The sequence below is a fragment of the Bifidobacterium sp. LH_426 genome (assembly GCF_056356875.1).
The window spans coordinates 138,608-152,803 of record NZ_JBKEVB010000002.1; the positions used below are offsets into that span (position 1 = coordinate 138,608).

Consider the following 14,196-nt stretch of genomic DNA (forward strand, 5'->3'; position numbering starts at 1 on the left):
GACGCGCGGCATGCGGCGCGCGTCCGTCGCACGTTTCCGAAGGCCCCGGCATCACGCCGAGGGCCTTTTGCTATGGTGGCGGCATGGATATGGAGAACGCGATGCGTGGGGAATGCAAGACGCCGGGCGGCAAACTCGTCGCCGTGACCGTGGAGCCGGACGGCACGGACGCGCCGCGCGTGCGCATCGACGGCGATTTCTTCGTCGAAGCCGATTCCGACGGGACCGCCGACGCCCTCCTGCGCGGCGTCGAACGTGCGCTCGCCGCGGTCATCGCCGCGTCTCCCGCGACCGGCGCCGATTCTGCGACAATCGATTCTGCGACGATCGATTCTGCGACGATCGCGGCCGCGGTGCGCGAGGCGATCGCCCGCCATCCGCACGCCCGTCTCGTCGGCACCGACGCCGACGCCATCGCCATCGCCGCCGTCCGCGCGATCGCCCCGTCCGCCACCGATACCGCGTCCTCCCTCACTCCGCCCCCGCCGGCGGGGGCTCCCGCGCAGCGGGTGGGGGTGGTCACGACGCCCGACCCCGACTTTGCCTCCCGCTGGGCTTCCCTCTGGCCGTGGCTCGCCATCGTCCACGACGAACCGCGCAGCCCCGCCGACCAGATGGCGGTCGACGAGCGATGGGCGCGCGAGGTCGCGGCCGGCACGCGCCGACCCACCCTGCGCATCTGGGAGTGGAACGCGCCGTGCGTCGTCGTCGGCCGGTTCCAGTCCATCCCCGACGAGGTCCACGAAAGCGTCGCGCGCGCGGAGGGCATCACCGTCGTGCGCCGGTGCACGGGCGGCGGCGCGATGTTCATCGAACCCGGCAACACCATCACCTACTCCTTATATACTCCGCTCGATTTCGTCGCCGGCATCGACGTCGCATCGTCGTATCGTCTGTGCGACCGGTGGCTCGTCGAGGCGCTGCGCGGGCTGGGACTCGACGTGCGGTTCGCCGGTCTCAACGACATCGCCTCGCAGCACGGCAAGATCGGCGGCGCGGCGCAACGCCGCTTCCCCGCGCCGCACGCGCGTGCGGCGGCGCGCGGGGAAGCTGCCGCGCCCGCCGCGACGCACGCTCCCGGCGCGGTCCTGCACCACGTGACGATGGCGTACGACATCGACGCGGTGAAGATGACGCGCGTGCTCAACGTGAGCGGCGAGAAGACGAGCGACAAGGCGGTCAAGTCCGCCGTGAAGCGCGTCGACCCGCTCAGAAGCCAGACCGGGCTGTCCCGCGCCGAGGTCGTCGCGCACCTGCTCGCGTACTGCCGCGCGCAGGCGTCCCGCGCGTGACGGCGGCGCCGCCCGCCGCCCGCGCGTGCGCCGACGCGCGCCCGTGAACGCTTACGGTACGTTCACGGCGGCTCCGGTGGGCGTGCGGTACAATGTTGCGGACGATGGTCGAGGATGTCCGCGGACCGACGATGGAATACGGCGACGTGATGATGGGATGGTGATGTGAGTTGGCGGAAAAGCCGAACGCGATGCCCGAAGAGGAGAACGTGCTCCTGCATACCGCGCTGTTCAAGCAGGTGTCGCCGGAGCAGGCGGAGGAGCTGATCCCCCATCTCAACCAGGCCGTGTACGACAAGGGCGAGGCCATCTTCGAACAGGGCGGCACCGACCACCGCATGTACCTGCTGGAGCACGGGCGCGTCAAACTCGTGCGCGAATCGAACGACCATCGCATCCAGCTGCTGTCCATCCACGCGCCGGGCGAGGTGCTCGGCGAGATCCCCGTCTTCGACCCGACCGGCGGCCCGCGCACCGCGTCCGCGCTGGCGATGAACCACGGCACGCGCGTCGTCTGGCTCGAACATGATGCGCTGTTCCACTGGCTCGACCAGCATCCTCGCGTCGCCATCGACATGCTGCAGGTGATGGCCGGGCGCATGCGCTCCAACAACGAGCACATCTCCGACCTCGTGTTCATGGACGTGCCCGCCCGCCTCGCCAAGACGCTCATCAACCTCGCGTCCCGCTTCGGCGAGCCGGTCGAGGAGGGGCTCAAGGTGCCGCACGACCTGACGCAGGAGGAGATGGCGCAGCTCGTCGGCTCCAGCCGCGAGACCGTGAACAAGGCGCTGATGGACTTCGCGAACCGCGGGTGGATAGCGCGCGAGGGCCGTTCGATCATCATCTACCAGCCCGGCATGCTCATCCGCAGGTCGCGCCGCTGACCGCGTTCACCGGATTTCCGGGAGACGTTCAGGGAGTGGGGTTCCTGTGAATGATTCCCCGCGCGCCGTGGCACGCCATCGGTTCCGGTAGACCCACCCACTTAGAATGGGGCGCATGCCGAAAAAGAACTCCCTTACCGCTCGACGTGTGCTTACTTTGCTGTTGGCCTATCTCATGCTGTGCGTCGGCGGCGGCGTGGTGATGGCCACGCTGGTTTCCCCCGCCGTATTCGCCGCGAATTCGGTGGCCAAGGCCGTGGTGCCGTCGCTCAAGGTCGAGGGCGTCGATTTCGACGTGACCTCCCTTCCCCAGAAATCCGTGATGTACGCCTCGGACGGCACGACGAAGATCGCGGAGTTCTACGCCGACAACCGTACCGTCGTGCCGCTGAAGAACATCTCCAAGGTCATGCAGCAGGCCGTCGTCGCCCGTGAGGACCGCCGATTCTTCAAACACCACGGCATCGACGTGCAGGGCGTCATGCGCGCCTTCTTCCAGACGTTCGTGAAGAAGGGCGATACGCAGGGCGGCTCCACGCTGACCCAGCAGTACGTGAAGAACGTGCTCGCCATGCAGGCCCGCGAGGACGACGACCCGATCGCCGAATACCATGCCTCCGAACAGACCGTCGCGCGCAAGGTGCGCGAGATGCTCATCGCCGTGCAGATGGAGAAGCAGTACTCGAAGCTCGAGATCCTGCAGGGCTACCTCAACATCGCCCAGTTCGGCAACCACAATCTCTACGGCGTGGAGAGCGCCGCGAAGCGCTACTTCAACACCTCCGCCAAGGACCTGACCGTGGTGCAGGCCGCGACCATCGCCGCCATCACGAAGAACCCGGCCAGGTACGATCCGACCAGCGACGAGAACCTCAAGGAGTCGCAGAAGCAGCGCAACATCGTGCTCGACCTCATGCTGCAGGAGGGGTACATCACCCAGAAGCAGCATGACGAGGCCTACAAGACGTCGCTCAAGGACACGCTCAACGTGCAGTCCATCGAATCCGGCTGCCAGGTGGCTGGCGACGCCGCGTTCTTCTGCGACTACGTGACCCGCCAGATCCTCAAGAACAAGGAGTTCGGCAAGACCGAGGAGGAGCGCAACAAGCTGCTCAAGGAGGGCGGCCTGTCGATCGTCACCACGATGGACGTGAACGCGAACAACTCCGCCATGCAGGCGGCGCGCGACGCCATCCCGCCGGCCGATCCGACCGGCTTCGAGGTCGCTATCGCCGCGATTAGGCCCGGCACCGGCGAAGTGCTCGGCTTCGGCATCAACCGCACCTACGACGCCACCGATCTGGCGAAGCTCGATTCGACGCGAACGGCCGTCAACTACGCGGTCGACGAGTCCGACGGCGGCGGCTGGGGCTTCCAGCCCGGCTCCACCTGGAAGCCGATCAACCTCGTCGCGTGGATGCAGGCGGGCAAGTCCATCAACCAGTACCTGCGCACGTCCACCGCGTACAACACGGCGAGCTTCAGCTGCAACGGCTACGCGTTCGCCGGCACGTGGAGCGTGCAGAACTCCGGCGGCGGCACCTCGAACGAAAGCCCGCTGCAGGGCCTCGTGCTCTCGCACAACACCACCCAGGCCTCGATGACCCAGCAGATCGGCCTGTGCGCGATCGCGGACGCCGCCAAGCAGGTCGGCTACCACAACTCGATCCAGGGCCATGAGGACGTGTACGACTCCAACTCGTTCCAGCCGCCGATGGTGATCGGCACCGTGCAGGCCTCGCCGCTCACGATGGCGAACGTGTACGCGACGATCGCCGCCAAGGGCGTCGAATGCACCCCGATCGCCATCACCAAGATGACCGACCGCGCCGGCAAGAACTACAAGGTGCCGTCCGCGAACTGCCATCAGGCCATCGACCCGGAGATCGCGGAGACCGCCGCCTACGCGATCAACCAGGGCGTCGTCCGCTCCAACGGCAACGCCGTGGACGCCCAGCTGGCCAACGGCCGCAAGACCTTCGCGAAGACCGGCACCAACGAGGACACGTACATGCTCACCGCTGGCTTCATCCCGCAGGTGGCCGCGTTCGTGGCCGTCGGCAACGCCGAGTCGCCGCAGTCGTTCAACTACAAGACGATCAACGGCGTGTACCGTCCGACCTGGTACGGCATGTACATCGCCGAACCCGCGTGGAAGCAGTTCATGCAGAGCTACGTCGACGCCGCGGGCATTCCGATCGACAACAGCTACGGCAACCCGAGCGCGAAGTACACGGGCGGAGGCACCACCACGTACAGCGGCACCAGCTCGGGCACGACCGGCACGACCACCCAGGGGACCACCGGCACGACCACGCAGCAGGGCACGACTACGGAAGGCACGACCGGTACGACCACCCAGCAGGGCACCACGACCGGCCAGTGATCCTTCTCCCGTAAGTCCCGCGTGACGCCATCGCGGGCTCGTGCCACTGGCGGCCGCGCCATCGCGGCATCGCAACCGAACGCCCACCGTATTCCCACATACGGTGGGCGTTCGGCGTACTTTCAGCTTGGACGTTAGAATTGTCGAGGACGATCATCGCCGGACATCCGGCGTAAGGGGGAACATCATGGCGGAAGACACCACGGCATACGGAAGCACGGCAGGCGTGACGGCGAACGTCGAAGGCCCGAGCGGATTCGACTTCCGCGGCCTCGACGTGACGAACACCGTCGAGGCGGGAGGCAAAGGCAAGTCCGGGAAACCGGGCAAGGCCGCGAAATCCTCGAAAACGGCGAAGTCCGCGAAATCGGTGAAATCGGGCAAGGCCGCCGGCAAGGCGACGAAACCGGGCAAAACGGGCAAGACCGGCACGCCTCTGAGGGGGGAGAACCCCGCCAAGGACGCCGGCCCGCTGCTGTTCCGGCCGATGACGCTGCGCGGCCTGACCATCCGCAACCGCATCTGGCTGCCGCCGATGGACACCTACTCGGCGTTCGCGCAGGACGGCCGACCGACGCCGTTCCACTACCAGCACTACGTGTCGCGTGCGATGGGCGGCTTCGGCATGATCATCGCCGAGGCGACCGCCGTCGCGCCCGAAGGCCGCATCTCGCCGAATGACGTGGGCCTGTGGGCCGACTGGCAGATCGACTCGTGGAAGTGGATCGTCGAAGGCATCAAGGCGACGGGCGCCGTGGCCGCCATCCAGCTCAATCACGCGGGACGCAAGGGGTCGACCGGCTCGTTCACCGTCGGCTACGAGCGCGAGACCGTGCCCGGTGAGGCCGGCGGCTGGCAGACCGTCGCGCCGAGCGCCATCCCGTTCGGCGGCTACGCGACGCCGCGCGCGCTGAGCGTCGATGAGATCCACGGACTGGTCGGCGCGTTCGCCGCGGCGGCCGGTCGCGCCGTGGCCGCCGGATTCCAGGCGATTGAGATCCACGCCGCCCACGGCTACCTGATCTCGCAGTTCCTCGACCCGCTGAGCAACGAACGCGACGACGAATACGGCGGCGGCTTCGAGGGGCGCATCCGCTTCCTGCTGGAGGTCGCCGACGCGATCCGCGGCGTGATTCCGGATGACATGCCGCTGCTTGTGCGCGTCTCCGCCACCGACTGGGCGGCGGGCGGCTGGGACCTCGACCAGACGGTCGCGCTCGCGCAGATCCTCAAGGCGCACGGCGTGGACCTGGTCGACGTGTCCACCGGCGGCATCGTCGCCGGCGTGACGGTCCCGGTCAAGCCCGACTACCAGGTGCCGTTCTCCGCGCAGGTGCGCAAGCGCGCCGAAGTGCCGGTCACCGCGGTCGGCCTCATCACCAAGCCGAAGCAGGCGGAGAAGGTGCTCGCCAAGGGCAAGGCCGACGTGGTCGAGATCGGCCGCGCCGCTCTGCGCGACCCGTACTGGCCGCTGCGCGCCGCCGCCAAGCTCGGCGTGCCCGTCACCGAGGCCCCCTACCAGCCCCAGTATGTGCGCGGCGCCTACTGATTGACTAGACTGGGTGCCCATGAGTTACGTTTCGGACAGCTTCTGGCATGACGCGGTCAACAAGGCGACCTGCGACCTGTTCACCTTCGGCTACAAGCACGTCATCAAACCCAATTTCGTCTTCAACGTGCCGCCGGACGAGGCGCACGACCGCATGATCGCGTTCTGCCGCGTGGTCAAGCACATCCCGCCGCTGTTGTGGGCGGAGCGCACGATGCTCGACTACACCGATCCGATCCTCGAGACCACGGTGATGGGCGTCGACTTCGCGAACCCGTTCGGCCTGTCCGCCGGACTTGACAAGAACTGCGACATGCCGGTGCTGCTCGACAACGCCGGCTTCGGACTCGAGACGGTCGGCTCCACCACGTCCCGCCCGTGCCCCGGCAATCCGAAGCCGTGGTTCCACCGTCTGCCCGAATACGATTCGATGATGGTGCACGTGGGCCTCGCGAACATCGGCTCCGACAAGGTCATCGACCGTGCGGAGAAGGCGTGGACGCACGCGCACGACATGCAGGTGTCCGTCTCGATCGCGCGTACGAACGACGCACTGTGCGGCGACCTCGACGAGGGCATCGAGGACTACTGCGTCTCGATGCGCCGCGCCGCCGGCCGCACCGCGATGGTCGAAGTGAACGTGTCCTGCCCGAACACGCATGTGGGCGAGCCGTTCACCGCCTCGCCCGAGGCGCTCGACAAGCTGTTCACCGCGCTCGACGCGATCGACCGCCCGCAGCCGACGCTCGTCAAGATGCCGCTCAACAAGCCGTGGGAGGAGTTCCGCGATCTGCTCGACGTGCTCGCCGAACACAACGTGCAGGGCGTCTCGCTCGCCAACCTCAACAAGGACCGCACCGGCCTCGCCATCCCGCACGAGTGGGAGGGCGGCCTGTCCGGCGGCCCGTGCACGGACGCCAGCACGGCGCTGGTCGCGCGTGTGCGCCGTCAGTACGGCGACCGGTTCGCGATCGCCGGCATCGGCGGCGTGTTCACGCCCGAGCAGGCGTACGCGAAGATTCGCGCCGGCGCCGACCTGGTCATGTTCATCTCGTCGCTCATGTACCGCGGCCCCCAGCAGATCACGGTCCTGAAGCGCGGCCTCGCCGAGCTGCTGCGCCGCGACGGGTTCTCGTCCGTCTCCGAAGCCGTCGGCGTCGACGCCGAGTGATTGTGTCTCCGGCCCCCTCTGACGAGGGGGGGCTCCCGGCGGAGCCGGGTGGGGGAGAGATACCCGGAAACCGTCCGGAGAATTCCGATAGACAATCGCGCCTATGTTGTTTTTTGTTCGCTAACGTTTGCAAAACTACAAAAAGGGTACGCGAAACGCACAACTCGGTTTGAACCATGGGTGATTGTGTGCGATAATGTTCATATGATATCGTCACAACGTCAACACCTGATACTGAGCAGGCTTCGCACCCGGGGTGCCGTGCGCATCACGGCACTCAGCAAGGAACTCGGCGTTTCCGCGATGACCATCCGCCGCGATATCGCCGAACTCGCCGACAAAGGGCTCCTCAAGCGGGTCCACGGCGGCGCAGTCACCACCAGCACGCTGCTGAGCGAGCCGTTGTTCTCCGTAAAGTCGCAGATGGACATCGGGCTCAAGGACGCGATCGCGCAGGAGGCCGTCAAATACGTGGCCCCCGGCGACGTGATCGCCATCGGCGGCGGCACCACCGCCTACGTCTTCGCACAGCATCTGCTGGAAAGCCAGCAGGCCGCGGGCGTCACCATCCTCACCAATTCGATCCCGGTCGCCGAACTCGTGCAGGCCCTCGAATCGAAGGACGTGGAGGTGATCGTCACCGGCGGCGTCATCACCCGATCGAACTCGCTCGTCGGCCCGATCGCCGACAAGGTCGTCGCCTCGCTGCGCGTCAACACCGTCTTCCTCGGCACGCACTCCGTGTCGATTCCCCGCGGCTTCCTCATGCCCAATTCGCTGGAGGCCGCCACCGATATGGCGATGATGGACATCGCCGATCGCACCATCATCTTGACCGACCACACCAAGTGGAGCTGCACATCGCTGTCGCTGTTCGCGCGGTTCGACCAGGTGGACACGGTCATCACCGACGACGGTCTCGACCCCGATACCGCCGCCAAAACGAAGGAACTGGTCAAGGAGCTCGTGCTGGCCGAACAGACCGAGCCCGTACAGGAAAGTGAGCAGGAATAACCATGACCGAATTCGCAGCCTACGAGCCGGGTGCGTACGCGAAGGAGCACATCCGCATCACGCCGACGACGCTCGCCGACGGACGTGACTTCTTCTACCTCGACGACGATCCGGAATACGTCTCCGGCGCGAAGACCCGCGAGCTCAAGGACCCGCGTCATCTCGCCTACCGTTTCGCCAACCAGCTGAATGCCGCCGGCGAGGAGGTGCCGTACGCGGCCCCCGAGATGCGCCGCGACCCGCTGACCGGCGATTGGATCCCGATGGCGACCGCGCGCATGAACCGCCCGATCACCGCCGGCCCCGGCGCCACCGCCAAGGGCAACCCGCTGGCCGCCCGCAAGCCCGGCGACCCGTACCAGGACGGCGAGGTGCCGGACACCGACTACAACGTCGTCGTGTTCGAGAACCGCTTCCCGTCGATGGTGCGCGTGCCTGGCCGTTCCGAGGACGTCACCTACGTGGACGGCAACCCGCTGTGGGAGAAGAAGATGGCCGCCGGCCGCTGCGAGGTCATCTGCTTCGACCCGAACGAGCACGGCCTGCCCGCCGACCTGCCGGTGAGCCGTCTGCGCACCGTCGTCGAGGCGTGGGCGTTCCGCACCGCCGAGATCTCGAAGATGGACGGCATCGAGCAGATCTTCCCGTTCGAGAACCACGGCGCCGAGATCGGCGTCTCTCTCGCCCACCCGCACGGCCAGGTCTACTGCTACCCGTTCATCGCCTCGAAGATGGAGCAGGAGCTCAAGCACACCGAGGCCTACCACGAGAAGACCGGCGGCAACCTGCTCAAGGACCTGATGAACGCCGAGCTCGAGGCCAAGGAGCGCGTCATCATGCGCAACCACAGCTGGGTCGCCTACGTGCCGGCCGCCGCCCGCTGGCCCCTCGAGGTGCATGTGGCGCCGGTGCGCGACGTGCTCACCATCGACCAGCTCGACGACCAGGAGCGCTGGGACCTCGCCTCCATGTACTCGCACCTGCTCAAGCGCGGCAACGCGTTCTTCGACAAGGGCGACGGCAAGGGCATGGACCTGCCGTACATCGCCGCCTGGCACCAGGCCCCGATCCACGATCCGCGCCGCGAGAACTACCGTCTCAACCTGCAGTTCTTCTCGTTCCGCCGCGCCGCCAACAAGATCAAGTACCTCGCCGGCTCCGAATCCGGCATGGCCGCCTGGATCTCCGACACGACCCCGGAGCTCATCGCGAAGCGCTTCCACGAGCTCGGCGACGTCGACATCGCCGACTGACGCCGTCTTCTCAACAAGGATGTTCCACAAACCAAGGAAGGATAAAACACCAATGGCTGCTGTTGAATTCATCGAGCCGATCTCCCATGAGGAGGGCGTCTCCGAGGCGACGAAACTGTTCGTCGACACCTACGGTTTCGCGCCGGAAGGCGTGTGGGCCGCTCCGGGCCGCGTCAACCTGATCGGCGAGCACACCGACTACAACGCGGGCCTGTGCCTGCCGATCGCGCTGCCGCAGCGCACGTTCATCGCGCTCAAGCCGCGCGAGGACACCAAGGTGCGCGTCGTCTCGTCCATCTCCCCGGACAAGGTCGCCGAGGCCGATCTCGACGGGCTCAAGACCCGCGGCGTGGACGGCTGGGCCGCCTACCCGGTGGGCGTGGCGTGGGCGCTGCGCGAGGCCGGCTTCTCCAAGGTGAAGGGCTTTGACGCCGCGTTCGTCTCCTGCGTGCCGCTGGGCTCTGGTCTGAGCTCCTCCGCCGCGATGACCTGCTCGACCGCGCTCGCCCTCGACGACGTGTACGGTCTCGGCTACGGCGACTCCGACGCCGGCCGCGTCACCCTCATCAACGCCGCCATCAAGTCCGAGAACGAGATGGCCGGTGCCTCCACCGGCGGCCTCGACCAGAACGCCTCGATGCGCTGCACGCCCGGCCACGCGCTGCTGCTCGACTGCCGCCCGGAGCTCACCCCGCTGGAGAACGTCTCCCAGCAGGAGTTCGACCTCGACAAGTACGGCCTCGAGCTGCTCGTCGTCGACACCCAGGCCCCGCACCAGCTCAACGACGGCCAGTACGCCCAGCGCCGCGCCACCTGCGAGGAGGCCGCGAAGATCCTCGGCGTCGCCAACCTGCGCGTCGCCGCCGACGGCATCTCCAAGGCCGACGACCAGCTCCAGGCTTTGAAGGAGACGCTCGACGCGCTGCCCGACGAGACGATGAAGAAGCGCGTGCGTCACGTCGTCACCGAGATCGAACGCGTGCGCTCCTTCGTGCGCGCCTTCGCCCAGGGCGACATCGAATCCGCCGGACGCCTGTTCAACGCGTCCCACGATTCGCTTGCCGCGGACTACGAGGTCACCGTGCCGGAGCTCGACGTGGCCGTGGACGTGGCCCGCCACAACGGCGCCTACGGCGCCCGCATGACCGGCGGCGGCTTCGGCGGCTCCATCATCGCGCTCGTCGACAAGGGCCGCTCCCAGGAGGTCGCCCAGAAGATCGCCGACGAGTTCGAGAAGCAGGGCTTCCACGCCCCGCGCGCCCTCGCCGCCTACGCCGCGGCGAGCGCCTCTCGCGAAGCGTAAGCCTCACTTCGGCTCCCTCTGACGAGGGAGCTGTCGCGGCATAGCCGCGACTGAGGGAGAGACAGGAGCGGCCGCAGGCCGCGGGAGATACGGCATCGGCCGAAAGCCGATTCGATTTCCCCGCGGCCTACGGCCGCTCTTCTTCTCTCTTCTCTCCCTCCGTCATCGCTTCGCGATGACACATCCCTCATCAGAGGGAGGCAACGCCACGGCACCGAGTCATCACCCGCGCGGCACGCGAATCATCGCCTCCTGGGCGATGGCGGCGACCAGCTCGCCGTCCTGCGAATACACCTTCGCCGTGCCGAGTCCGCGGCCGTGCGCGGCGGTCGGCGTGTCCTGCACGTACAGGTGCCACTGGCAGATGTCCACGTCGCGGTACCACCACATCGAATGGTCGATCGACGCGTAGGCGATGCCCGGCGTGGAGATCGACAGTCCGGCGCGACGCAGCACCGGCTCCATCATCACCTGGTCGCAGCCGAGCGCCAGCATCGCACGATGCATGAGCTGCGGCGCCTCGACCTCGCCGTCGGCCCTCATCCACACCATCTGCCTGCCGGAGTCGGCGGCCGCGGACTCCTTGTCCGGTCCGAGCATGATCGTCGGCGTGATATGGCGGATGTCGAACGGCGACTTCTCCGCGTAGTAGTTCGCGAACGGCGACCTGCCGGCGTACGGCGCCATCAGCTCCTTCGCGCTGGTGAGCGATTCCGGGTCGGGCAGGTCGGCCGGCATCGGGTCGGCGAACTCCACGCCCTCCTGTCCGGTCACCTGGAACGAGGCGATCGCGGTGAGAATCGATCCCTCGGCCTGCGTGACGTTCACGCGCCGCGCCGAGAACGAACGCCCGTCGCGCAGCTTCTCCACGTCGAACAGCAGGTCCTGGCGGATGTCGCCGGGCGCGATGAAATAGCCGTGAATCGAATGCGGCAGACGGTTCGGCGCCACGGTCTTCGCGGCCGCCATCAGCGACTGGGCGATCACCTGGCCGCCGTACACGCGGCCGGTGGGGAAGTAGAGGCTTTCGCCGTTCACGTACGTGTGGTTGCGGTAGTCGGAGGGCTTGCCCAGTTTGAGCACCTTCACCAGATGTTCCAGCGGTGTGATGGTGTCGTCGGTCATGCTCGTCTCCCTAGATTGTCGTGTTCGATGTTCGATTATGTGATGCCTCGACTGTAACGGTCGGTCGTTACTGGCATCAGAGACGATTGTAACGAGCATGTGAGCCGTGTGAACGGCGGGTTATGGCCCGCATACGAATAAGGCACCCTCGCCCGCTACGACTTGGCCCCCTCTGACGAGGGGGCTGTCCGCGGTAGCGGACTGGGGGAGAGATAGCGGGAACCGTTACGTTCCAGCTATCTCTCCCCCAGTCTCACTGCGTTCGACAGCCCCCTCGTCAGAGGGGGCCGAATGAGGACTGATGCTCAGACCCTGGTCAGCTTGCGGTGCAGGCGGTGCGGGCGGGCCGCGTCCTCGCCGAGGCGGGCGACGCGGTTCTCCTGGTAGGCCTGGAAGTTGCCTTCGAACCAGTACCACTTGGCCGGGTTCTCGTCATCGCCCTCCCACGCGAGGATGTGCGTGGCGACGCGGTCGAGGAACCAACGGTCGTGGGAGATCACGACGGCGCAGCCCGGGAAGCCGAGCAGCGCGTTCTCGAGCGATTCCAGCGTCTCGACGTCGAGGTCGTTCGTGGGCTCGTCGAGCAGCAGCAGGTTGCCGCCCTGCTTCAGGGTCAGCGCCAGGTTGAGTCGGTTGCGCTCGCCGCCGGAGAGCACGCCGGTCAGCTTCTGCTGGTCGGAGCCCTTGAAGCCGAAGCTCGCCACGTAGGCGCGGGTCGGCACCTCGACGCCCGCCACCTCGATGAAGTCGAGGCCGCCGGAGACCGCCTCCCACAGGTTCTTGTTCGGATCGAGGCCGGCGCGGTTCTGGTCGACGTAGCTGATCTTCACCGTGTCGCCGATCTTGAGCTCGCCGCTGGTCAGCGGCTCGAGGCCGACGATCGTCTTGAACAGCGTGGACTTGCCGACGCCGTTCGGGCCGATCACGCCGACGATGCCGTTGCGCGGCAGCGTGAAGGACAGGTCGTCGATGAGCACGCGGTCGCCGAACGCCTTGTGGATGTGCTTCGCCTCGAGCACCGTGGAGCCCAGGCGCGGGCCGGCCGGGATCTGGATCTCGGAGAAGTCGAGCTTCTTGTTGTTGCGCGCCTCCTGCTCCATCTGGTCGTAACGCTCCAGACGGGCCTTGTTCTTGGCCTGACGGGCCTTCGGCGAGGAGCGCACCCAGTCGAGCTCGTTCTTCAGGCGCTTGGCGAGCTTCGCGTCCTTCGCGCCCTGGATCTCCATACGCTTCGCCTTGGTCTCAAGGTACGTGGAGTAGTTGCCCTTGTACGGGTACAGGTGGCCGCGGTCCACCTCGCAGATCCACTCGGCCACGTTGTCCATGAAGTAACGGTCGTGGGTGACGGCGATGACGGCGCCCTTGTACTGGTGCAGGAACTGCTCCAGCCACAGGATCGACTCGGCGTCGAGGTGGTTGGTGGGCTCGTCGAGCAGCAGCAGGTCGGGGGCTTCGAGCAGGAGCTTGCACAGGGCCACGCGGCGGCGCTCGCCGCCGGAGCACACGTTCACCGGCGTGTCCGGGTCCGGGCACTGCAGGGCGTCCATCGCCTGGTCGAGCTGCGAGTCGAGATCCCAGCCGTTCGCCGCGTCGATCTCGGTTTGGAGCTTGCCCATCTCCTCCATGAGGGCGTCGAAGTCGGCGTCCGGGTTCGCCATCTCCTCGCCGATCTTGTTGAAGCGGTCGACCTTCTGCGCGATGTCGCCGAACGCCATCTTGATGTTCTCGCCCACGGTCTTCGTGTCGTCCAGCGGCGGCTCCTGCTGCAGGATGCCGACCGTGAAGCCCGGGGTGAGCGTGGCCTCGCCGTTGGACACGGTTTCAAGGCCGGCCATGATCTTGAGCAGCGTGGACTTGCCCATGCCGTTCGGGCCCACCACGCCGATCTTCGCGCCCGGCAGGAAGCTCAGGGTCACGTCGTCGAGGATGACGCGGTCGCCGAACGCCTTGCGCGCCTTGATCATCTGATACACGAATTCTGCCATTGGTTGCAGCTTCTCCTTAAGTAAGGTCGAATTCCAGCCGTTTCCAGTCTGTCTGGCCCGCCCGCATGATATCCGCGTATGATGCGGACGCAGGATGTCCGCATGCTGGTCGGATACGGGCCGAACCACCGCCCACCATGCTATCGGAAGGGCTGGAATGCCGGCGTTTATCATGGCCGCCCTGCGCTACAGTGGTGCGGGTCGAAACACGGACGTCCGCTCGCGGAACGT

The 14,196-nt window shown here is 66.8% G+C and carries 10 protein-coding genes; 8 read left to right on the top strand and 2 right to left on the bottom strand.

The annotated features are described in order from the left end of the window. Nucleotides 1-83 precede the first annotated feature (83 nt). The 8 genes from AC1AYD_RS02895 (at nucleotide 84) to galK (ending at nucleotide 10,855) form a co-directional block, all read left to right on the top strand. Complete coding sequence (locus AC1AYD_RS02895) at nucleotides 84-1,292, top strand: lipoate--protein ligase family protein (protein ID WP_476503119.1); 1,209 nt, start codon at nucleotides 84-86, stop codon at nucleotides 1,290-1,292. A 191-nt stretch (nucleotides 1,293-1,483) separates the two neighbouring features. Then, entirely contained in the window at nucleotides 1,484-2,179 is a 696-nt protein-coding gene (locus AC1AYD_RS02900) for a Crp/Fnr family transcriptional regulator (protein WP_034526722.1), read from the top strand. Nucleotides 2,180-2,285: 106 nt separating this feature from the next. Further along, on the top strand, nucleotides 2,286-4,565 hold the full coding sequence (locus AC1AYD_RS02905) for a transglycosylase domain-containing protein (protein ID WP_476544659.1): 2,280 nt from the start codon (nucleotides 2,286-2,288) through the stop codon (nucleotides 4,563-4,565). Nucleotides 4,566-5,052: 487 nt separating this feature from the next. Beyond that, nucleotides 5,053-6,114: an NADH:flavin oxidoreductase/NADH oxidase gene (locus tag AC1AYD_RS02910; protein WP_476503133.1), complete on the top strand. Its 1,062-nt coding sequence runs from the start codon at nucleotides 5,053-5,055 to the stop codon at nucleotides 6,112-6,114. A gap of 19 nt (nucleotides 6,115-6,133) precedes the next feature. Further along, nucleotides 6,134-7,285, top strand: a complete 1,152-nt coding sequence (locus AC1AYD_RS02915) for a quinone-dependent dihydroorotate dehydrogenase (RefSeq protein ID WP_476503121.1) — start codon at nucleotides 6,134-6,136, stop codon at nucleotides 7,283-7,285. A 204-nt stretch (nucleotides 7,286-7,489) separates the two neighbouring features. Continuing rightward, nucleotides 7,490-8,299 (top strand): DeoR/GlpR family DNA-binding transcription regulator, encoded by an 810-nt coding sequence (locus AC1AYD_RS02920; protein WP_476503122.1) that lies wholly within the window; start codon nucleotides 7,490-7,492, stop codon nucleotides 8,297-8,299. Between the two features lie 2 nt (nucleotides 8,300-8,301). After that, nucleotides 8,302-9,552 carry a galactose-1-phosphate uridylyltransferase gene (gene galT, locus AC1AYD_RS02925; protein WP_476544660.1) on the top strand — a complete coding sequence of 417 codons (1,251 nt, stop codon included), beginning with the start codon at nucleotides 8,302-8,304 and terminating at the stop codon, nucleotides 9,550-9,552. Nucleotides 9,553-9,604: 52 nt separating this feature from the next. Then, nucleotides 9,605-10,855: a galactokinase gene (gene galK, locus AC1AYD_RS02930; protein ID WP_476503124.1), complete on the top strand. Its 1,251-nt coding sequence runs from the start codon at nucleotides 9,605-9,607 to the stop codon at nucleotides 10,853-10,855. A 222-nt stretch (nucleotides 10,856-11,077) separates the two neighbouring features. Here galK and AC1AYD_RS02935 read toward each other — a convergent pair whose 3' ends face one another. Together AC1AYD_RS02935 and ettA are read right to left on the bottom strand one after the other, a co-directional pair. Then, nucleotides 11,078-11,980 carry an acyl-CoA thioesterase gene (locus AC1AYD_RS02935; RefSeq protein WP_476503125.1) on the bottom strand — a complete coding sequence of 301 codons (903 nt, stop codon included), beginning with the start codon at nucleotides 11,978-11,980 and terminating at the stop codon, nucleotides 11,078-11,080. A gap of 305 nt (nucleotides 11,981-12,285) precedes the next feature. Then, nucleotides 12,286-13,965 (bottom strand): energy-dependent translational throttle protein EttA, encoded by a 1,680-nt coding sequence (gene ettA, locus AC1AYD_RS02940; protein WP_034526667.1) that lies wholly within the window; start codon nucleotides 13,963-13,965, stop codon nucleotides 12,286-12,288. Nucleotides 13,966-14,196 lie beyond the last annotated feature (231 nt).